17 protein-coding genes and 1 pseudogene are annotated in these 20925 nt (G+C 57.0%); 5 read left to right on the forward strand and 13 right to left on the reverse strand.

The features are described 5' to 3' along the window. Positions 1-25: 25 nt before the first annotated feature. Complete coding sequence (locus F8B91_RS13275; protein WP_196504333.1) at positions 26-727, forward strand: polysaccharide deacetylase family protein; 702 nt, start codon at positions 26-28, stop codon at positions 725-727. Between the two features lie 7 nt (positions 728-734). Here the strand turns inward: F8B91_RS13275 and F8B91_RS13280 are convergent, their stop codons facing one another. From F8B91_RS13280 to F8B91_RS13315, 8 genes are all read right to left on the reverse strand, one after another. Next, on the reverse strand, positions 735-1055 hold the full coding sequence (locus F8B91_RS13280) for a DUF1272 domain-containing protein (protein ID WP_196504334.1): 321 nt from the start codon (positions 1053-1055) through the stop codon (positions 735-737). Next, a complete protein-coding gene (locus F8B91_RS13285; protein WP_196504335.1) occupies positions 1042-2163 on the reverse strand; it encodes a hypothetical protein in 1122 nt (373 codons plus the stop codon). The genes F8B91_RS13280 and F8B91_RS13285 overlap by 14 nt, the downstream gene beginning before the upstream one ends. A gap of 15 nt (positions 2164-2178) precedes the next feature. Beyond that, entirely contained in the window at positions 2179-3297 is a 1119-nt protein-coding gene (locus F8B91_RS13290; protein WP_196504336.1) for a hypothetical protein, read from the reverse strand. Positions 3298-3321: 24 nt separating this feature from the next. Beyond that, on the reverse strand, positions 3322-4740 hold the full coding sequence (locus F8B91_RS13295) for a glutamate synthase subunit beta (RefSeq protein WP_196504337.1): 1419 nt from the start codon (positions 4738-4740) through the stop codon (positions 3322-3324). Positions 4741-4742: 2 nt separating this feature from the next. Beyond that, positions 4743-9440, reverse strand: coding sequence for a glutamate synthase large subunit (gltB, locus tag F8B91_RS13300; protein ID WP_196504338.1), 4698 nt, complete (start codon positions 9438-9440; stop codon positions 4743-4745). Between the two features lie 117 nt (positions 9441-9557). Next, on the reverse strand, positions 9558-10343 hold the full coding sequence (locus F8B91_RS13305) for a sulfite exporter TauE/SafE family protein (protein WP_348641800.1): 786 nt from the start codon (positions 10341-10343) through the stop codon (positions 9558-9560). After that, a complete protein-coding gene (locus F8B91_RS13310; RefSeq protein WP_196504339.1) occupies positions 10340-10852 on the reverse strand; it encodes a rhodanese family protein in 513 nt (170 codons plus the stop codon). Before F8B91_RS13310 ends, F8B91_RS13305 begins: the two co-directional genes overlap by 4 nt. A 7-nt stretch (positions 10853-10859) precedes the next feature. After that, entirely contained in the window at positions 10860-11174 is a 315-nt protein-coding gene (locus F8B91_RS13315) for an ArsR/SmtB family transcription factor (RefSeq protein ID WP_196504340.1), read from the reverse strand. Positions 11175-11249: 75 nt separating this feature from the next. On the opposite strand from F8B91_RS13315, the gene F8B91_RS13320 reads away from it, so the two are divergent. Further along, entirely contained in the window at positions 11250-12113 is an 864-nt protein-coding gene (locus F8B91_RS13320) for an MBL fold metallo-hydrolase (RefSeq protein ID WP_196504341.1), read from the forward strand. Here the strand turns inward: F8B91_RS13320 and F8B91_RS13325 are convergent. Next, positions 12103-12528 carry a winged helix-turn-helix transcriptional regulator gene (locus F8B91_RS13325; protein WP_196504342.1) on the reverse strand — a complete coding sequence of 142 codons (426 nt, stop codon included), beginning with the start codon at positions 12526-12528 and terminating at the stop codon, positions 12103-12105. The two genes, F8B91_RS13320 and F8B91_RS13325, sit on opposite strands and share 11 nt — an antisense overlap. Before the next feature lie 96 nt (positions 12529-12624). On the opposite strand from F8B91_RS13325, the gene F8B91_RS13330 reads away from it, so the two are divergent. After that, positions 12625-13377 (forward strand): SDR family NAD(P)-dependent oxidoreductase, encoded by a 753-nt coding sequence (locus tag F8B91_RS13330; RefSeq protein WP_196504343.1) that lies wholly within the window; start codon positions 12625-12627, stop codon positions 13375-13377. Here the strand turns inward: F8B91_RS13330 and F8B91_RS13335 are convergent, their stop codons facing one another. The 4 genes and pseudogenes from F8B91_RS13335 to F8B91_RS13350 form a co-directional block, all read right to left on the reverse strand. Further along, the gene (locus tag F8B91_RS13335; protein ID WP_196504344.1) at positions 13378-13932 is read right to left on the reverse strand and encodes a GNAT family N-acetyltransferase; all 555 of its coding nucleotides are present in this window, start codon (positions 13930-13932) and stop codon (positions 13378-13380) included. A gap of 32 nt (positions 13933-13964) precedes the next feature. Further along, positions 13965-14090, reverse strand: a pseudogene (locus F8B91_RS13340) (ribbon-helix-helix domain-containing protein); the annotation flags it as partial. A gap of 68 nt (positions 14091-14158) precedes the next feature. Further along, positions 14159-15127, reverse strand: a complete 969-nt coding sequence (locus F8B91_RS13345; protein ID WP_196504346.1) for a S1C family serine protease — start codon at positions 15125-15127, stop codon at positions 14159-14161. Positions 15128-15163: 36 nt separating this feature from the next. Then, on the reverse strand, positions 15164-16939 hold the full coding sequence (locus tag F8B91_RS13350; protein WP_196504347.1) for a M3 family oligoendopeptidase: 1776 nt from the start codon (positions 16937-16939) through the stop codon (positions 15164-15166). Positions 16940-17203: 264 nt separating this feature from the next. On the opposite strand from F8B91_RS13350, the gene F8B91_RS13355 reads away from it, so the two are divergent. After that, positions 17204-18673 (forward strand): sigma-54-dependent transcriptional regulator, encoded by a 1470-nt coding sequence (locus tag F8B91_RS13355; protein WP_196504348.1) that lies wholly within the window; start codon positions 17204-17206, stop codon positions 18671-18673. A gap of 97 nt (positions 18674-18770) precedes the next feature. Next, the gene (locus F8B91_RS13360) at positions 18771-20723 is read left to right on the forward strand and encodes a L,D-transpeptidase family protein (protein ID WP_196504349.1); all 1953 of its coding nucleotides are present in this window, start codon (positions 18771-18773) and stop codon (positions 20721-20723) included. Positions 20724-20925 lie beyond the last annotated feature (202 nt).

Below are 20925 nucleotides of genomic sequence, written 5' to 3' on the forward strand. Positions count from 1 at the left end.
ATGATGAGGCGTTAACGGCGCGGACATGAAATTCTTGTCCGCGCTTCTTTTTGCCATTGCCTTTGCGCCTTCGGCTCATGCCGTACCGCTGATCGAGTATCACATGCACATGAAGCCGGCGCCTGCAGGCCAGAAGCGCGTGGCGCTCACTTTCGATGCCTGCACGGGCAAGGTGGATGAGCGCATTCTAGAAACGTTGGTGAAGGACGAGGTGAAGGCCACCATTTTCGTCACCGCTCGCTGGCTGAAGCGCAACCCGGCGGCCATTGCCACCTTCAAGGCGCATCCCGAACTTTTCCAGATCGAGAACCATGGCGCCAAACATCTGCCAGCCATTGATGTGCCGGAACCGGTTTACGGCCTGGTGCCCGCAGGCTCACCGAAGGCCGTGAGCGAAGAAGTAGAAAATGGCGCCGCCGCTGTGCAGGCCCGTTTCGGCCACTGGCCGAAATGGTATCGCGGTGCCGCTGCAGAATACACTGCAACGTCGCTGGAACTGATCAAATCACTCGGCTTCGAAGTGGCAGGATTCTCCATGTCCGGCGATGGTGGTGCCAGCTGGACCAGCGATCACGCCGCTCACGCGGTGGCCGCCGCCCAGGATGGAGACGTGATCATCGCTCACATCAATCAACCGAAGAAACCCGCAGGCGCCGGCGTGGTGCAGGGTATGCTGAAACTGAAAGCCGAGGGCTTCACCTTTGTGCGGTTGAACGAAGGGTTCTAACCCCCGCTCAACGCTGTCCCGGCGCCAAATCCCTCACGCGCGCTACGAAGGCCGCAATCTCATCGTTGCTGAAAGACGTGTGCACCCGCTTGTCGCTTGCAGGATGATGGATCAGGCCCAGATTGGCTTCGGGGTGCCAACTCTTCACCGGCCGCATCGGCCGCACCACCAGATTGCCTCCGCAATTAATGCAAACATTGTGCAGCACTTTCTCGGCGCAGTCCGCGCAATAGGTGCATTCATAGGTGCAAATGCGGGCATCTTCACTCTGCGGCGGCAGGTCTTTGTCGCAGAGCTCGCAATTGGGCCGCAGTTCAAGTCGGGGCATCATTTACCTCCTGAAACAAACCAGCGCGGGCCATCGCCTCAACCAACGCCTGATCAATCCGGTCATCCGTTTGAATGGGGCGCGTGATGGCCCGATCGGCACGCCAGCTGGTGATGGCACGAAAATGCCTGATGCCAAATTTCGGAGTATGGTGTTGGCTCCCGCGGGAATTGGCGATGGAATGTATTTTCCACTGACTCCCGTGCCAGATGCGCCACGGCGCAGCGCACCACTTTGGCGTATTGAAAACATCCGGCTGGGCCGCCACGTGCACAAAATCGCAATGCCGGCGGGGCTGTGTTTCTTCACGCGTCGTTGCCTCACAAATCCAATGGCCACCAAAGATAATGAAGCCGAACAAGGAACGCTCTGCCGCAGAAAACACTGAGCGATTGCCATCCTCGGCCAGCACAAGTTCATCAATATCGCCTTGCAGCACAGACCGCGCCTTGGCGAGATATCGGAACCGCGCGTGATTCAACACGCCGTAGGGAGAGAAATCAGAGTCCCATTTTTTGTGGGGTCCTCCCACGGCTCCAAAGGGAAACTGCCAGTCCACGACCTTCATAACATCACCCGGGAACCGGTTCTTGAGAACCGCTTCCAGTTCGGTCGGCGTATAGCGGTCAGAATTGTTGTCATAGATCAGCAGCGCATTGGCGCCGTGGTTCTTCGCATGAAACTGAAAAGAGTCAGCGATCCATTGCGGGTCATTGTTTTTCGATTGCGTCAGCATCACGCGGCGCCCGGCAAACAGGGGATAATCGGTAACCTGAGGAATGATGGTCTGGGTGACGCCGCCAAAGGGAACCTCAAGACGCTCAGCTCGGGTCTTCAGCCTGATTTCTGCAGTCCGGTCGCGCGCGAAATATCTCAACCGGGCATGACCGCCCGCCGCCTTCTGCAGCGCAGCCAGCAGCTCATCCTTGAGATTGAGCAGAGGCGGCGCAATGAAAACCAGTTCGCGTCCAACACGAAAACAATCGTAAAAGACCGTGCGCCGATCATAGTTCTTGAGATAGTCAGGCTGCCGCAATTCCTCCGGGCGGATGATGTCTCTCTTTACAACTGAATGATCAGGCAGAACAAAACTGCTCAAGCCTTTCATGACGAGCACCGCAGCTCATTCCGAAGCATCATTCGACTCCTGGAACAATCCTGCGCCCTGCAACGCCTTCACCAATGGTTCATCAATCTTGTCATCCGCAGCAATAGGCCGTGTGCTCATTCGCACGGCACGCCAGCTGGTAATCGCGCTAAAATGCCTGATCTTGAAATCTGGACTGCGCAGCTCCGTGCCCGAGTAACCAGAGATGGAATGAATCTCCCAATTGCTGTCGTGCCGGTTTCGCCCCGGTACTGTGCACCATTTCGGCGTGCAGACGTTTTTCGGACTGGGCACCAGATGCAGAAAATCACGATGCCGAAGGGCCTGCCCGTCTGCCAGCGCAGTAGCGTCACTGATCCAATGGCCGTTATAGATGATGACACCGAAAGGTGAATTTTCGGCGGCAGAAAACACCGAACTCCTGCCATCCACCGCGACGATCAACTCATCAACATCGCCATGGAGTACCGAACGGGCCGAGCGAAGGAAGCGAAACCGCGCATGGTTCAACACACCGAATTGGGAAAAATCCGAATCCCACATCTGCTGCGGCCCGCCCGTGACGCCGAAAGGAAAACGCCAGTCCACTACTTTGATCAACGCAGCAGGGAAACGGCGTTGAAGGCCATCTTCCAGTTCCGCCGTCTCGTAGCGGTCAGAATTGTTGTCATAGAGCAGCAACGCATTAGCGCCGTGACTTTTCGCATGAAACTGGAACCAGTCAGCGATCCATTGCGGGTCATTGTTCTTGGATTGCGTCAGCATCACCCGCCGCATTTCAAACAAATGCGACTCGTTGGGTTGCGGCGTAATCATTTCCCTGATCCCGGCGAACGAAACCTCAAGTTCTTCGGCTCCGGTCTTCAGCCGAATTTCAACCGTGCGGTCACGCGCATAATAGTCGAGTTGTGCATTTCCGCTGGCCTTCTGCAGCGCAGACAGCAATTCGTCCTTGAAATTAATCAAGGGTGGCGCGACAAAAATCAGCGAGTCCCCTTCGCGAAAGCAGTCATAAAACACTGTGCGGAAGTCGTAGTTGGCAAGATAGCCGTCCTGCCGGAAAGCTTCGGGACGCGTAATTGTTCTCTTAACGCCCGAATCATCGGGCAGAACAAAACTGCTCAGACCTTTCATCGCGCCTTCCCCTGCGGGCCAGCCTTACCGCGGCAAAACGCTTTCACCCATCAGGAACTCATCGACGGCGCGCGCTGCCTGGCGGCCTTCGCGGATGGCCCATACCACCAGCGATTGGCCACGGCGCATGTCACCGGCGGAGAAAACCTTGTCGATCGTCGTTTTGTAATTATGGACATTCGCATCAACATTGCCGCGCGGATCGATCTTCACGCCAAGGGTCTGCAACATGCCTTCATGCACCGGATGCACAAAGCCCATGGCCAGAAGAACCAGATCGGCCTTCAGATCGAACTCCGTGCCGGGCACCGGCTTGAAATCCGAACCCGCACGCGCGCATTTCAGTGTGGTCACCTTGCCATCAGCGCCCGCAAGCGACATGGTGGCCACCGCGAAATCGCGCTCTGCGCCTTCCTGATGCGACGACGATGTACGCATCTTCATCGGCCAATTCGGCCAGGTCAGCGCCTTGTTTTCCTTCTCCGGCGGCTTTGGCATGATTTCAATTTGGGTGACAGACAGTGCACCCTGGCGGATCGACGTGCCGATACAGTCCGAGCCCGTGTCGCCACCGCCCACCACCACGACATGCTTGCCAGTGGCCAGAATGGGCCGGTTATCGAGCGGCGCTTCCTTGGAATTGCGCCGGTTTTGCTGCGGCAGGAATTCCATGGCGAAATGCACGCCATCCATCTCGCGCCCCGGAATGGGAAGGTCGCGCGGTTTTTCCGAACCGCCGGTCAGCAGCACGGCATCAAATGAATCAACCAGCTGTTTGGCATCCTGCGTCACGCCGATATGCGCGCCATAATGGAAGGTCACACCCTCGCCTTCCATCTGGGTGACGCGCCGGTCAATCAGATGCTTCTCCATTTTGAAATCAGGAATGCCATAACGCATCAGGCCACCCACCTTGGCGTTCTTCTCGAACAGATGCACTTCATGCCCGGCGCGCGCCAGTTGCTGCGCAGCCGCAAGGCCAGCCGGCCCGCCGCCCACAATGGCAACCTTCTTGCCGGTCTTCTCCGGCGCGATAATCGGCTTCAGCCAGCCATTTTCCCAGGCTTTGTCCACGATCGCGCATTCGATCGTCTTGATAGTGACCGGGTTGTCATCAATGTTCAGCGTGCAGGACGCCTCACAAGGGGCCGGGCAAACGCGGCCCGTAAATTCCGGGAAGTTGTTGGTGGAGTGAAGATTGCGCGACGCTTCTTCCCACGCATTATTATAAACGAGGTCATTCCAATCCGGGATCTGGTTATTCACCGGGCAGCCATTGTGGCAATAAGGAATGCCGCAATTCATGCAGCGCGCCGCCTGGTTCTTCGTGCCTTCATCGCCCAGCGGGATGACGAACTCATTATAGTTGCGCACGCGGTCTGCCGCCGGACCATATTTGCGGTCCTGCCGGTCGATCTCAAGAAAGCCTGTGATCTTGCCCATGTTTACGCACTCCTCTTCACGCCAACGGTGAGCCCATTGCTTGTGGCTTGCGCCTTTTCCAGATCGGCCAGCGCCCGCGCATATTCCACCGGCATCACCTTCACGAATTTTGGCAGGTAATTCGCCCAGTCATCAAGGATGGCCTTGGCCTTGCTCGAATTTGTATATTTGTAGTGCCGCACCAGAAGTTCATGGATGCGCGTGGCATCGTTGCGGTCCATCTGACCGGTAATATCTACAAGGCCGTGGCCTTCCAGATCACCCCCATGATGCTGGTGCTTTTCGATCAGCTCTTCTTCCGCCGGCACCGGCTGCAAATCCACCATGGCGAGGTTGCAACGCTTCTCGAAGCCGCCATCCTCATCCAGAACGTAAGCCACGCCGCCAGACATACCGGCCGCGAAGTTGCGCCCCGTCTCGCCGATCACCAGCACGCAGCCGCCGGTCATGTACTCGCAGCCATGGTCGCCCACGCCTTCGACGACAGCAATGGCGCCTGAATTGCGAACCGCAAACCGCTCGCCACCCACACCGCGGAAATAGGCTTCTCCGGTGATCGCGCCATAAAGCACTGTATTGCCCACGATGATCGAACGCTCCGGCGCAAAGCCGATATTGTCATAAGGCTTGATTATGATCTTGCCGCCCGAAAGCCCCTTGCCCACATAGTCATTGCCTTCGCCGGTCAGATCGAGCGTCATGCCCTTCGCCGCCCATGCGCCAAAGCTCTGGCCCGATGTGCCGGTCAGCTTCACCATGATCGTATCTTCCGGCAAACCGTCATGACCATAAGCCATAGCCACTTCGCCGGCGAGCATCGCACCCGCCGTGCGGTCGCGGTTGCGGATCTTGGCTTCGATCACCACGGGCTCGCCCTTGGTGAGTGCGGGCGCAGCTTTGGCAATCAGTTCACGGTCGAGAATCTTCTCCAGCCCATGATCCTGGCTGCTCACATGCTTGGTCGCAATCGGCCCGGTCACATCAGCCTTGGCAAACAGTTTGCCGAAATCCAGGCCCTTGGCCTTCCAATGGGAAATAGCCTTCTTGGTATCAAGCCATTCGGTAGCACCGATCAGCTCTTCATATTTGCGAATGCCCATATGTGCCATCAAGCCACGCAGCTCTTCCGCCACGAAGAAGAAGAAATTGATAACGTGTTCAGGCTGCCCCTTGAAGCGCTTGCGCAGTTCTGGGTCTTGCGTGGCAACACCAACAGGGCACGTGTTCAAATGGCACTTGCGCATCATGATGCAACCGGCAGCGATCAGCGGCGCTGTGGCAAAGCCGATTTCATCGGCACCCAGCAAAGCCGCAATCATCACGTCGCGGCCAGAGCGGATGCCGCCATCCGCCTGCACTGTAATGCGGCCACGCAGATCATTGGCAACAAGAGTCTGCTGGGTTTCGGCCAAGCCAATTTCCCACGGCGAACCAGCATGCTTGATCGACGTCAAAGGCGAAGCACCCGTACCACCTTCGTAACCGGAAATGGTGACGTGATCGGCATGCGCCTTCGATACGCCGGCAGCAACCGTGCCCACACCCACTTCGGACACTAGCTTCACCGAAACCAGCCCGCGCGGATTGACGTTCTTCAAATCATAAATCAGCTGCGCCAGATCTTCGATCGAATAGATGTCGTGATGCGGCGGCGGCGAAATCAGGCCCACACCCGGCGTCGAATGGCGCACCTTGGCAATCACGCTGTCAACTTTATGGCCGGGCAGCTGCCCGCCCTCGCCGGGCTTGGCACCCTGCGCCATCTTGATCTGCATCATGTCGGAATTGACTAGATATTCCGTGGTCACGCCGAAGCGTCCACTCGCCACCTGCTTGATGGCAGAACGCATCGAGTCACCGTTGGGCAGTGGCTTGAAGCGATCCGATTCCTCGCCGCCTTCGCCGGTGTTGGAGCGCCCACCAATACGGTTCATCGCAATCGCCAGCGTGGTATGTGCCTCACGGCTAATCGAGCCGTAAGACATCGCACCCGTGGCAAAGCGCTTCACCATATCCTTGGCGCTTTCCACTTCTTCAATCGGAATGGGGTGCTTGCCCATTTCCTCAGCGCTCTTGATGCGGAACAGGCCGCGGATGGTCTTCAGCCGCTCATTCTGTTCATTGATGTGGCGCGCATATTCCTTGTACTTGTCGAGCGAATTGCCGCGCACCGAATGCTGCAGCAGAGACACTGTTTCCGCCGTCCACACATGCGCTTCACCACGGATGCGCTGCGCGTAATCGCCGCCCACTTCCAGCGAAGTCGTCAGCACTGGGTTCAACCCAAACGCATCTTCATGACGCTTGAAAGTTTCCTCAGCGATTTCGACCAGACCCACGCCTTCAATCGTGGTCACCGTGCCGGTGAAATACTTCTTCACGAATTCAGTTGAGAGTCCCACCGCGTCGAAAATCTGCGCGCCGCAATAGGATTGATAGGTCGAGATGCCCATCTTCGACATCACCTTCATGATGCCCTTGTCGACGGCCTTGATGTAACGCTTCACCGCTTCATAGGCGCTGATCTTTTCATCCAGCGTAGGCAGCAAAGCATCCAGCGTTTCAAACGCCAGATAGGGATTGATCGCTTCCGCACCATAACCAGCCAACATGCAGAATTGATGCACTTCGCGCGGCTCGCCCGATTCAACAACGAGGCCGACGAGCGTGCGCAGGCCCTTACGGATCAGATGATGATGCGTGGCAGAGGTTGCCAGCAGCGCCGGGATCGGCACGCGTTCGGCAGAAACCGCACGGTCCGACAGGATGATGATGTTATAGCCATCCGCCACCGCGCGCTCGGCCAGCATGCATACGCTGTCCAAAGCCGCAGCCATATATTCGGCGCCATTCGCCACATCATAAGTAATGTCGATGGTCGCGGTGCGGAACGGGTTCTCGCGCACCGAGCCGATATTGCGAATGCGCTCCAGTTCTTCATTCGTCAAAATTGGCTGCGACACTTCCAGCCGCATATGCTTCGATGTGCCCTTGAGATCAAGCAAGTTCGGGCGTGGCCCGATGAAGGACACAAGGCTCATCACCAGTTCTTCGCGGATCGGATCGATCGGCGGATTGGTCACCTGCGCGAAGTTCTGCTTGAAATAAGTGTCCAGCATTTTCGAACGGTCAGACAGTGCGGAAATCGGCGCGTCATTGCCCATCGAGCCCACGGCTTCCTGGCCCGTGGATGCCATCGGTGCCATCAGCACCGCCAGGTCTTCCTTGGTGTAACCAAAGGCCTGCTGCCGGTCGAGCAGCGGCACAGTGATCTTCGGCCGCGCCGTCTTCGCCTTGGGCAAATCGCGCAGCACAACCTGGGTGCGCTTCAGCCATTCCTTGTAAGGATGTGCCGTCGAAAGTTCCTTCTTAAGATCTTCGTCGGAAATGATCTTCTTCTTGTCGAGGTCAATTAGCAGCATCTTGCCCGGCTGCAGGCGCCACTTGGTGACGACCTTTGATTCATCAAACGGCAGTACGCCCATTTCGGAGGCGAGCAGCACATGGCCATCATCGGTGACGAGGTAGCGCGACGGGCGCAGGCCGTTGCGGTCCAGCGTGGCGCCGATCACTTTTCCATCGGTGAACACCATGGCGGCGGGGCCGTCCCACGGTTCCATCATCGCGGCGTGATGTTCGTAGAAAGCACGACGATCATCATCCATCAGCGGGTTGCCGGCCCAGGCTTCCGGGATCAGCATCATCATCGCATGTGGCAGCGAATAGCCGCCCATGCAGAGCAGCTCCAGCGCATTGTCGAACACCGCGGTGTCGGATTGGCCCTCGTAAGAAATCGGCCAAAGCTTGGAAATATCCTCGCCCAAAACGTCTGACGACATATTGGCCTGGCGCGCCGCCATCCAGTTGAAATTGCCGCGCACCGTGTTGATCTCGCCATTGTGGCAAACCATGCGGTAGGGATGCGCCAGTGGCCAGCTGGGGAAAGTGTTGGTGGAGAAACGTTGATGCACCAGCGCGAAGGCCGATTGCACGCGCTCATCCTTGAGGTCGAGATAATAGTTCGACACGTCAACGCCCAGCACCAGGCCCTTGTAAACCACCGTACGGCAGGAGACTGAAACCGGATAATAAGCGCGCGCCTTGGAACCCAGCACATCATGGATGCGGTTGGACACCACCTTGCGGCACACAAAAAGCTTGCGCTCGAAATGCGCTTCATCGCGGATCATCGGGCCTTTGCCGATGAACACCTGGCGGTGGATGGGCTCCGTGCCCTTCACCGAATAGCCCAGCACGGTGGAATCCACCGGCACGTCGCGCCAGCCCAGAACCTTTAGGCCTTCGTCACGCGCGGCTTCCCACCAGATACGTTCAATGTCCTGGCGGTACACCGCTTCGCGCGGCTGAAACAGAAAGCCCACGCCATACTGGCCGGCACCCGGCAACTCGAAGCCATTCTTCTTCGCTTCAGCAACAAAATAGTCATGCGGGATCTGAATGAGGATGCCAGCACCATCGCCCGCCTTCGGGTCGGCACCGACAGCGCCGCGATGTTCAAGATTGCGCAGGATGTCGAGACCCTTGGTGACGACCTCGTGGCTCTTCTTGTTATGGATATTGGCATAGAGGCCAATGCCGCAGGCATCATGCTCATTGCGCGGGTCATAAAGCCCATGGGCAGGCCGCATCCCTTCCGGCTGGAACTGGATGGGGCTAGTGGCTTCGATACGATCGGCCATGGCTTGAACTCCTCGGAAAGGACAGGTGTACTGACCTTATCAAGCACCAGGAAACTTATCGCGCAAGGAAATAATGAGATTGATTCAGAAAACGAAATAAAATTACGTGATTAGAACTTAGACAGGCGTTGCCCAAGCTTGATGCACGATAAAGCCACCAACGATGATGACGAAGGCAGCAAACACGGCCTGCATTGCAGATTTGTGAAGTATCAGGCGGCCAGCAAAGCCCTGCCCGACTACACTGCCGATAAGGCCTCCGCCTAAGAAGAATGCCATCACCCGCCAATCGATTGCGCCCGCAAGGGCATAGGAGAATGCCGTGCTGGCGCCGAAGGCCGCAACTCCTACCAGCGATGTGGCAACGGCAAAGCCGATGGGCATGCCGGATGCGAACATGAGGCCCGGCACAATCAGGAAACCGCCACCGATGCCGAAAAAGCCCGCTAGCACCCCCACAACCATCCCTACTGCGACAAGCCACGGCACCATGTGGCGTGCACTAGAGAAGGTGAGGCGCACATCAGGATCACCTTCGGCATTTTTCTTGGCAAGCATCAATGCGCCCACCATGATCATCAAGCCGCCAAAAAGCGCGAGCAGTTTCCTGCCATCCATCATCAACGCCAGATGCGAGCCAGCCAGCGAACCGTTCATCCCTGCAGCTGCAAAGACCAGCCCGCAGCGCCATTTCACCAAGCCGCGCTTGGCCGCCATGAGCAAGTTTGCAGCGGCATTCAGTGCCACCGCAACGGCACTTGTTCCGATGGCAGCGTGAACCGAGGGCATGCCCACACCATACAGCAGAAGCGGTACCGCCAGAATAGAGCCGCCACCGCCAACAATCCCCAGGACAAGACCGACAATGGCACCGCCCGCGATCGTGACAAGATCAGCGCTCACACGCGGTTCCAGGGCGCAAGATGCAGAAGGCGCGCCATCATGCAGGTGCCACTCATGCCCGCAAAGACAAGCCCAAGGCCCACTGCGGCTGACAGCGCGTAGAAGCCAGGATTGGCCACGAATCCCAGACCAGCGCCGAGCGCCACAAGCGATCCGGCAGCGATCTGAACCTGACGCATCATTTCCAAGGGTTTCCTCCGATTGATCACGGTGGCGAAACCAGCTGATTTCCAGGCCTCAATCCCACCATCAAGCACCGCGAAACTCCCGCCTGTTGCCCGGGCCAGAAGCTCGGCATTCATCCGGGTGCGGGTGCCGCTTTTGCAGTGGAAAATAACCGGGGTCGATGTCAGGCCTGACTTCTCATCGCAAAGCCGCGCTAGGGAAACATTACTGGCACCTGGTATGCTTTCGCGCGCAAATTCATCCTGCTCGCGGATGTCGATGAGCATCGCTCCACCGTCCATCTGTGCGCGTACTTCTTGGGCGGTCAGATTCTTCATGTTCATGTCGGCCTCAGCAGTAAAGGGTTTTCAGGGTTTTCATTAAAGTTGCCAGCTTACGATCAGCAACTGCATAATAAACGGCAGCGCCATTCCGGCGAAATTTCACCATATTCATTGCCCGCAACCGGGCCAGATGTTGCGACATGGCAGATTGTCCAAGCCCTGCTATTTCGGAAAGTTCGGCCACACTCGCTTCGCCTTTTTCAAGCAGTCCGCAAAGAATGAGCAGACGCTTCTCATTCGCGAGCTCCTTCAGGATTTCCGCAACACTAGCGGCTTTTTCAGACAGGCCGCCAATGGCAGAGAGTGGTGTTTTGGTCAGCATTGCATTCGCCTAAACATTAGATATTGCTAATATAAGTGAATTCTAATATAAAAGTCAATAGAAATGGAGAACGCCATGACAGTACCGCTGATTCACGCTTTTTTCGACGAACCGAGCAAGACCGTGACTTATCTTGTTATTGATCCGGAAACCCGCGACGCGGCTGTTGTTGACCCCGTGTTCGATTACGATCACGCATCGGGCAAAGCCTCGGTAAAGTCTGCCGACGCCGTATTGGCCAAAGCTGAAGCTGAAAACTGCAAAATCCGCTACGTTCTCGAAACCCATGTTCACGCCGATCATCTGTCCGGCGCGCCTTATATCAAACTGAAAACTGGCGCTGCCGTTGTGATCGGTGAACGCATCAAGGAAGTGCAGGCCATCTTCCGCCCGGTCTTCAACGCGGTGGATGTGTCGGGCTCCGGTGCGGAGTTTGACCTCCTCGTGAAGGACGGGGAAAAGCTCTTGCTGGGTGCGCTGGAAATCGAAGTCATCTCAACGCCGGGCCATACGCCGGCTTGCGTATCCTACAAGATTGCCGATGCTGTCTTTGTCGGCGACACGTTGTTCATGCCCGACTACGGCACAGCGCGCGCCGATTTTCCCGGCGGCAACGCAGCCGACCTCTATCATTCCATCAAAAGGCTTCTGGCTATGCCCGCGGAAACCCGGCTTTTCATGTGCCATGACTATCTGCCCAAGGGCGGCCGCACAGAATATACCTGGGAGACGACCGTGAGCGACCAGCGCCTGGACAATATCCATGTACACGACGGGGTGAGTGCAGCCGATTTCGTGTCAATGCGCGAAGCGCGGGACAAAACGCTGTCTGCCCCCACTTTTTTGATGCCCTCAATCCAGGTCAACATGCGCGCCGGCAAACTGCCGCCAGCCGATGCCAATGGCGTGCACTACATCAAGGTTCCCATCACCCTTTAAAGTTCACCGCATCAAACTGCGTCCGCGCGGCCTGCATCTCGGCGGAATTGTTGGCAACCCAGTTCCACAGGTGGCAAACCACCTTGCCCAGCCCATGGCCCAGCTCCGTGCGCTGGTATTCCACCCGTGGCGGAATGACCGGATGCACTTTTCGTGTGACAAGCCCAACACGCTCCATCTGCCGAAGCGTCTGCGTCAGCATTTTCTGGCTCACGCCGGGCACCGCCTTGCGCAGCGCCGTGAAACGCTGCGGCCTGCCATTAGCCAGCTCTTCCAGCACCAGCATCGTCCACTTGTCGGCGATATGGCCGATCAGCTCGGTGGTCAGTGCCTCAACTTCCGGCGGAAATTCCGGAATCTGCGCATGGGCTTCCGATTCAGTCCCTTTAAGATCAGGGGAAAGCTGCTCATCCATCACGGTATCCTTTCGGTGCCTTAGAATTTTTTGGGTGCCTACTTTCGTTCGGCATCCATGGAACTACATGTGGCTCCTCAAACAGGAGTGCACAACATGAAAATCAACATTATTACCGGCGGCAGCCGCGGCCTTGGCCGCTCAATCGCTTTGCATGCGGCAGACCGCGGCCAGGACTCGATCATCACTTACAACACCAACAAGACCGAGGCCGACAAGGTGGTCAGCGAAATCACCGCCAAGGGCCGCAAGGCCGTGGCCCTGCAGCTCGATGTATCAAAGCCCGCCAGCTTCGATGCTTTCGTAGGCGAAGTGAAGAAAGCCCTCAGCGCCACCTGGAACACCGAGAAGTTCGATCACCTCGTCAACAATGCAGGCATCGGCATGTACACGCCGATTGTTGATGTAACCGAGGAAAAATGGGACGAGATCATGACCATCCATTTGAAGTCACCCTACTTCCTCACCCAGAAGCTGCTGCCAGTAATGAATGATGGCGGCAAGATCATCAATGTGTCGTCGGGACTGGCTCGCTTCTCTATGCCCGGCTCTTCCACTTACGCCATGATGAAAGGCGGCATCGAAGTCTTCACCCGCTACCTCGCAAAGGAACTTGGTGCACGCAAGATCAGCGCCAACACGTTGGCCCCCGGTGCCATTGAAACCGATTTCGGCGGAGGCCGCGTGCGTGACAGCAAGGACATGAACGCCATGATCGCTGGCCAGACGGCCCTGGGCCGCGTCGGCCTGCCTGATGATATCGGCGCAATCGGAGCATCCATGCTGTCGGACGATTTCCGCTGGGTCAATGGTCAGCGCGTCGAAGCCAGCGGCGGGTTCTTCCTCTGACTACGGTCTCGGCGGCTGCGGATTCACTGCAGCCGCCACCTTCAACATTTGCGCCGTATCCAAAAAGTAGGTGCAATCCTTGAGCGGGTGGCCATCCCAATCATAGACACTCTCCTTCACCGCCACCGCACCCAGCGCCTCATAAAACGCCCGCGCCGGAGCATTGGCGCGCAGAACGCCGACAGTGAATGTATGCCCGCCGCGTTCCAGCCATTTGCGCGCTGCCATATTCATCAGAACGCGACCAATGCCTTGCCGATGCGCGGCCCTTGCGATGTAGAGCGCCCAGACATGGCCATCCTGTTTTTCAATCAGATCTTCCGGCGTGGGCCCTGCGATGATGAACCCCGCTGGCACATCATCCATATAGGCCCCGATCACGATGCGCTCCGCTGTGGCCAGCACGCCCTCCCACATCGGCAGGCGCTTCTCCACAGAAAACCCCGCCATCAATTCTGCCGGCACATAATCGGGATAGGACTCGCGCCAGCACTGCACATGCAATGTCGCAAAGGCCTGTGCCTCCTCCGGCATCGGGCGGCGGTAAGTGATCACGGCTTCTTGGCCGGAGCCGGGGCTATCGCCTCGCGAGACTGCGCATCGCGAATGAGATCGCGGATCAAATCACTGGCATTGGCAAAGCGCCCGGTGGCAACCTGGGCATCGACCCATTCGCGCATTTTATCGGGGAGGGAGACATTCATCGTGGCCATGGCCGGAACTACCACGGATGGCAAAGATTGGCAAACCCTGCCAATTCCCTTGCACAATGAATCAAACCTTAACGCCTTTCGTCGGTCATCACCCAGCGCTCACGCCGCTCACCTCGCCGCAAGAGTGAAACTTTCACTTCCATCCGCGTACGCTGGTGGTTGAGCAGCCGCAACAGGTCATCAACACCCTCAACCGGTTGGCCATCGAGCGCGATCACCAGATCACCTGGGCGAATATCGGCACCAGCCGCCGGGCCATCCTTGATCACATTCATCACCCGCACGCCGGCCGCCTGCTGCACGCCGGCAAAGCGTGCCACATGGCGCGGAATTTCGGTAGAAGCACCTTCAATGCCCAAGCTGGCACGCCGCACCTTGCCGTAACGCAAAATCTGCGTGAGTACATCCAAAGCCGTATTGGCCGCGACCGAGAAACAGATGCCCTGCGCGCCGGGAATGATCGCAGTGTTGATGCCGATCACTCGGCCTGCCGCATCCACCAATGGCCCGCCGGAATTGCCGGGGTTCAAGGCGGCATCCGTCTGCACCACATCATCGATCAGGCGGCCCGTACCAGAGCGCATGCTGCGCCCCAAAGCCGAAACAATGCCGCTCGTCACCGTCTGTTCGAAGCCCAGAGGATTGCCGAGTGCGACGGCAATCTGCCCACGTTTCAATTTGCGCGAGTCAAAAAAGTCGAGCGATGGCGCCGTTAAAACTGAATCCGTGCGCAACACAGCAATATCCGTATGCGGATCATCACCGAGAATGCGCGCAGTCCCCTTCTGTCCATCAGCGGTGGTGAGCGTGATCTCTCCCGCACCATGCACGACATGGCTATTGGTCATCACAATGCCGTCTGATGCGAGGATCAGTCCTGAACCGATGCCGGAAGGTCGGCCATTCTTGGAAACAGCAACCTGCACAACCGCGGGCCCAGCGCGTTCAATGGCATTGATGACAGTGGTTGAATAGGCGTCGAGAAGTTCGGCCTCGCTGTTGCCCAGCGCCGCCGCTTCAGTTTCTGCATTATACATGATGGTCATTCTCCATCATGCGAGATGGGAGCAGGTTTAGAGCGTTTCAAGCTCGTCAATGAAGCTCGAAATCACCGAGAGGCCCTTCTGCCAGAAATCCGGATTGGTGGCATCGAGCCCGAACGGTTTCAGCAATTCCGAATGATGCTTGGTGCCGCCGGCTTTGAGCATCTCGAAATATTTCGCCTGGAATCCCTGCTCGCTTTCGCGGTAGCGCGCATAGAGCGAATTCACCAGGCAATCGCCAAAGGCATAGGCGTAAACATAGAATGGCGAATGGATGAAATGGCCAATATAAGTCCAGAACACTTCATAGCCCGGCCCGAACTCGATGCCGTCTCCCAGGCTTTCCTTTTGCACATCCATCCAGAACTGGTTGAGCTGCTCCGGCGTCAGTTCGCCGTCCTTGCGCGCCGTGTGCACCTTGCGCTCAAATTGATAGAACGCGATCTGCCGCACCACTGTGTTGATCATGTCTTCGGTTTTGGACGCCAGCAGGATCTTGCGCTTCTTCTTGTCGGTTGTAGCCGACAGCAGCGACTGGAAGGTGAGCATCTCACCAAACACTGAAGCGGTTTCCGCCAGCGTGAGCGGCGTGGAGGCCATCAGCGCGCCCTGCTTGGCCGCCAACACCTGATGCACACCATGCCCCAGCTCATGCGCCAGCGTCATTACATCACGCGTCTTGCCCATGTAATTGAGCAGCACATAAGGATGCGCCGATGGCACAGTGGGGTGCGCAAACGCACCCGGCGCCTTGCCGGGGCGTGACGGCGCATCAATCCAGTTCTTGTCGAAGAAGTCCTTGGCAATGGCTGCCATCTCCGGCGCAAAATCACCATAGGCCTTCAGAACGGCGGCTTCTGCTTCCGGCCATTCAATCTCGCGCGTGTCTTCCGAAGGCAGCGGTGCATTGCGGTCCCAATGCATCAGCTTGTCCTTGCCCAGCCACTTGGCCTTCATCTTGTAATAGCGATGCGAAAGCTTCGGATATGCCTCGCGCACGGCCGCCACCAGCGCATCCACCACTTCCGGCTCCACCCGGTTGGAGAGATGGCGCGCCGCGGCTATGTCAGCAAAGCCGCGCCACTTGTCGGAAATTTCCTTGTCCTTGGCCAAGGTATTTGTGATCAGCGTGAACAGCTTGATGTTGGAACCGAAGGTGCGCGCCAGTGCTTCTGAAGCGGATTTGCGCGTCACTTCATTGGGGCTCTGCAGAAGGTTGAGCGTGGGCTCCAGCGACAGCTCTTGGCCATCGGCATGAAAGCGCAATCCGGCCATGGTTTCATCGAACAACCGGTTGAACGCACCCGCAGCCGTTTGTGATTTCTCCAGAAACAGCTGCTCGGTCTTGTCGTCGAGCTGATAGGGCTTTTCGGCGCGCAGATTATCGAGCCACGGCTTGTAATGCGCCAGCGTCGGCACCTTGATCGCAGCAGCGAGCGCTGCATCATCAACGCGGTTCAATTCCAGTTCAAAAAACAACAGCTGGGTTGAAATATCAGTGATCCGCGCATTCACATCGCCATAGAATTTGGCGCGCGCAGAATCGGTCGTGTCACCCACATAATAAAGCTGCGAATAGGAGCCGACGCGGCCCAGCAAATCCGACAGCGCTTCATATTCCTTGATGGCACCGGCCAGCTTCGCCCCGTCATATTGTGCAATCTTGCCCTTGTGGGCCGCCGCGAATTGATTCGACAGTTTCTCGCCCTTGTCGAGATCTGCTTTGAAAGCCGGAGAATCCGGTGCGGAATATAAATCGTTCAAGTTCCATTCCGGCAGTTTCACAGAATTCGTCTTCGCGGCCATTTTATTTGGTCTCCATATGCCTTCCTTAAATAGGAGAGCGGGCAATGCAATCAACAGCTTTCAAGGCGGATACAACCTTAAATTAGGCCGTTCAACTTATACCATGCGGTCTGGGTCAAAACTGTGCCCAAATCGGCTAGGCCGTTAAGGGCAACTTTACCAATCCAGTTCATTCTCATCTCAACCAACGCCCAGCCTGTGGTCCGGAGCCAACCGGTCCTACCAGGATGGGGGCTTCAAACTGGTGAGTGAGAAATAGATTTTATGTCCAATCGCGTTTTGATCGTCGAAGATGAGCCAGCCCAGCGTCGCATCCTCGAAGAAATGATAAAGCGTTTCGGCTTTGAAGTTGTCTCAGCCGACAATGGACACAAAGCGCTCGAAGCGCTTTCCGGCAGCCTTGGCTCCTCAATCAATCTGATCATTCTTGATCTCGTCATGCCTGGCATGGATGGTCTTGAATTCCTTGAAAAACTCGAAGCGGTGCGTGGTGACTTGCCGGTCATCGTGCAAACCTCGCAAGGCTCGATTGAAACCGTCATCAAGGCCATGCGCGCCGGTGCCGATGATTTCGTGGTGAAACCGGTCGCACCTGAGCGCTTGCGCGTTTCCATCCAGAACCTGCTGAAGGTCAATGCGCTCACTGAAGAAGTGAAGCGCCTCAACAAAAAAGTTTCAGGCGCCCTCACTTTTGATGATCTTGTCGCATCATCGCCAGCCATGAACAATGTGCTGCGCCTCGGCCGCCGCGGCGCGCAATCCAACATTCCCATTCTGATTGAAGGCGAATCGGGTGTGGGCAAGGAAATGATCGCCCGCGCCATTCAGGGCGAAAGCGATCGTGCCGGCAAACCCTTCGTCGCAGTCAATTGCGGCGCCATCCCGCAGAACCTCGTTGAGTCGATTCTCTTCGGCCACGAAAAAGGTTCGTTCACCGGCGCCACCGGCAAGCATCTCGGCAAATTTGCCGAAGCCGATGGCGGCACATTGTTCCTCGATGAAGTGGCCGAACTGCCGCTCGATATCCAAGTGAAGCTGTTGCGCGCCATCCAGGAAGGCGAGATTGACGCTGTGGGCTCACGCAAGCCCACCAAGGTCAATATCCGCCTGATCTCGGCCACCAACAAGAACATGATTGAAATGGTCAAGGCCGGCCAGTTCCGCGAAGACCTCTATTATCGCCTGAACGTCTATCCGGTGATGGTGCCTGCTTTGCGCGACCGCAAGGATGATATTCCGGCTCTGGTCAATCACTTCATCACCAAGCTTTCGGCTGAAGAAGGCCGCAAGGTGCATGGTATCACGTCGCAGGCTTTGGCCATGCTGCAGCTCTATGCCTGGCCGGGCAATGTGCGCCAGATTGAGAACACCATCTTCCGCGCCATCGTGCTGTGCGAAACCGAAGTGCTCGACGTGGCGGATTTCCCCCAGATCGCTGCTTTGGTCGAAGGTTATGAAGTCAAGATTCCGGCAGCCCCTGCCGCCGTCAAGAAACCCGAACTCGTCCGCCCGGCAAATGGCCAGGTCAGCGACGGCAATGCCATCGGCGTTTCGATTGTGACCGAAGGTGGCCATATCCGTACGCTGGAAGAAGTTGAAGCCGACATGATCAAGCTGGCCATGCACCGCTACCGCGGCCAGATGTCGGAAGTGGCACGCAAACTGGGCATCGGCCGTTCGACGCTGTACCGCAAGATGCGGGATTTGGGTCTGGAAGAAGCTGCAAGCGTCTAATTCTGTGGTATTCCAGCACGAATCGCATTTTCATTGAATCGCCACAAAGCCCTTTATAAGACAGGCTCAATCTTTTTTTGTGATCGGTGCGGATAGAATGTCAAAGCAAGCTGCGAAGCTTTTGTTCGGGTTGTCAGTTTTGGCCTTGTTGGCATCGCCCGCCAGCGCCGAGCAGCGCAAGGCAAACTTCTTTGATTTGCTTTTTGGTCAAAATCCAAATCGTCAACGCGCCAATAACAACAATGATGGTGGCGACCGTCCGTGGTGGCAGAACGATGGCAGCAACAGCTTCGATCAGGGCACCCCTAAGAAGCGAGCACAAGTCGTTATTCCAAAGGATGCGGGTTCAGGGCCCGATGAACAGGTTTCGGGCCTCGGCATGGGCACTGTTACCTATGCACCGCCGCCCATTCTGGCGGTGTTTGACCCAACTTTCGCTACGCTGACGACCACCACGCCTGAAGCAGGCACTATCCGTGATCTGCTGGCCAACAAGGCCACTCCAATCAAGGCCCAGGACGCTGAGAAGAAGGCCATTCTGGCCTACTATAAAACCTCAGAATTCAAACCCGTCTGGGTGCAGGGCGGTCATGTCACCGAAAAAGGCCTGAAGGTCTTGAAGCTTCTGGCCCGCGCTCAGGAAGAGGGCATGGTGGCCAAGAATTACATCCCTGAAGTCCTGACCGATCTGGACAATATGGATGCCTCGGTAGCTGATGATCCGGCCAAGCAGGCGCGCCTTGAAGTGGGCATCACGCTGGCTGCACTTCATTACGCCCGCCAGCTGTCGGGTGGCCAGTTCGAGCCCAACCGCCTTTCGCTTTATAATGACATCAAGCCTACCCCGGTCGATGCTGACGAAGCCATCCGTGGCATGACAACGGGCGTGGATCCGGTGGCCTATCTCGAAGATCAGGCTCCGCCGCAACCGCAGTACAAAGTGTTCAAGGACGAGTTGGCCAAGCTGTCCGCCAATACGACAGTCGATTTTGATCCCATCAAGGCTGGCCCCACGGTCAAGTCTGGCAAGAGCGATCCTCGCATGAGTGCGCTCCGCGCCCGCTTAATCCAGCTCAACTTCCTTCCGGAAAACTCCATCATCGAACATCCGGATCTGCTGGACCAAGACATGGCCATCGGCCTGATGGCCTTCCAGACCTCTAGCAAGCTGAAACCCACCGGCAATCTGGATGCAAATACGATCAAGGCGCTGAACCGCGACGACACCAAAACCAAACGCCAGCGCTTGATTGCCAGCATGGAACGGTTGCGCTGGCTGCCGCGCGACATGGGGATCAAATATGTCTTCGTGAACCAGCCGGCTTACGAAGCCACCGTCATGGCCAATGACGGCCCGCTGTGGAAAACCAAAGTCATCATCGGCCAGCCGACCAAGCAGACCTATTCGTTCTACAACCAGATTCAGACCGTGGTGTTCAATCCGAAATGGGGCGTACCCGCTTCCATCATCGTGAATGAATATGCACCGAAGATGCGTAAAGACCCGGGCTACCTCGACCGTAACGGCTTCGTCGTGGTCGATCAGCGCGGCCGCCAGATCGATACCCAGTCGGTTGATTGGTACAATGTGGGCAAAAACCCGAATTTCGGCCTGCAGCAATTGGCCGGTGACGGGAATGCGCTGGGCGAGCTGAAATTCCTCTTCCCCAATGCGCATGACATCTACATGCATGACACGCCGACCAAGAATCTGTTCAACAGCCAGGTCCGCGCCTTCAGCCACGGCTGCGTGCGCACCCAGAACCCGCGTGAGTATGCCTCGATCCTGCTCGGCTGGGACAAGGACAAGGTGGCCGAGAACCTGGCTGACGGCCAGACCAAGTCGGTGGCCCTCACTGACAAGGTTCCAGTGTATATGACCTATTTCACCGCTTGGACCGACGGCAACGGTGCCATCCAGTATTATGATGATGTTTATGGGCGCGATGAAGCGATGGCCAAGGCTTTCGCCTATGCCCCTGCTGTCAAGGCACCCGCGGTGCCTGCCAATGTGGCTCAAACCACGTCCGGCACTGTCACCCAGAACTGAAACCGTCAAAAGGTTCAAAAACCCGCAAATTATGTCTAAACCGTCGCCGTTTTCCGGCCTTCGGTCAGTGACTTAGCTGGGTGCTGCATCGCAATAACAGCGATGAAGCCATTCATTACATTGCAGAAATCCAGTTTCGCTTAAGGTGCCGTTAAACATGTTCCGGCAAGGTCCATTAAGCATGAGTTTGCCTCAAGGTGGC

Origin of the sequence: Aestuariivirga litoralis (genome assembly GCF_015714715.1) — a bacterium.
Classification (GTDB): domain Bacteria; phylum Pseudomonadota; class Alphaproteobacteria; order Rhizobiales; family Aestuariivirgaceae; genus Aestuariivirga; species Aestuariivirga litoralis_A.

Excerpts from the sequence above, each read along its gene's own strand:
- F8B91_RS13290 (WP_196504336.1), bottom strand. The coding sequence starts at position 3,297 with ATGAAAGGTCTGAGCAGTTTTGTTCTGCCCGATGATTCGGGCGTTAAG.
- F8B91_RS13330 (WP_196504343.1), top strand. The coding sequence starts at position 12,625 with ATGAAAATCAACATTATTACCGGCGGCAGCCGCGGCCTTGGCCGCTCA.
- F8B91_RS13345 (WP_196504346.1), bottom strand. The coding sequence starts at position 15,127 with ATGTATAATGCAGAAACTGAAGCGGCGGCGCTGGGCAACAGCGAGGCC.
- F8B91_RS13285 (WP_196504335.1), bottom strand. The coding sequence starts at position 2,163 with ATGAAAGGCTTGAGCAGTTTTGTTCTGCCTGATCATTCAGTTGTAAAG.
- F8B91_RS13320 (WP_196504341.1), top strand. The coding sequence starts at position 11,250 with ATGACAGTACCGCTGATTCACGCTTTTTTCGACGAACCGAGCAAGACC.
- F8B91_RS13280 (WP_196504334.1), bottom strand. The coding sequence starts at position 1,055 with ATGCCCCGACTTGAACTGCGGCCCAATTGCGAGCTCTGCGACAAAGAC.
- gltB (WP_196504338.1), bottom strand. The coding sequence starts at position 9,440 with ATGGCCGATCGTATCGAAGCCACTAGCCCCATCCAGTTCCAGCCGGAA.
- F8B91_RS13310 (WP_196504339.1), bottom strand. The coding sequence starts at position 10,852 with ATGAACATGAAGAATCTGACCGCCCAAGAAGTACGCGCACAGATGGAC.
- F8B91_RS13275 (WP_196504333.1), top strand. The coding sequence starts at position 26 with ATGAAATTCTTGTCCGCGCTTCTTTTTGCCATTGCCTTTGCGCCTTCG.
- F8B91_RS13295 (WP_196504337.1), bottom strand. The coding sequence starts at position 4,740 with ATGGGCAAGATCACAGGCTTTCTTGAGATCGACCGGCAGGACCGCAAA.
- F8B91_RS13355 (WP_196504348.1), top strand. The coding sequence starts at position 17,204 with ATGTCCAATCGCGTTTTGATCGTCGAAGATGAGCCAGCCCAGCGTCGC.
- F8B91_RS13360 (WP_196504349.1), top strand. The coding sequence starts at position 18,771 with ATGTCAAAGCAAGCTGCGAAGCTTTTGTTCGGGTTGTCAGTTTTGGCC.
- F8B91_RS13350 (WP_196504347.1), bottom strand. The coding sequence starts at position 16,939 with ATGGCCGCGAAGACGAATTCTGTGAAACTGCCGGAATGGAACTTGAAC.
- F8B91_RS13325 (WP_196504342.1), bottom strand. The coding sequence starts at position 12,528 with ATGGATGAGCAGCTTTCCCCTGATCTTAAAGGGACTGAATCGGAAGCC.
- F8B91_RS13315 (WP_196504340.1), bottom strand. The coding sequence starts at position 11,174 with ATGCTGACCAAAACACCACTCTCTGCCATTGGCGGCCTGTCTGAAAAA.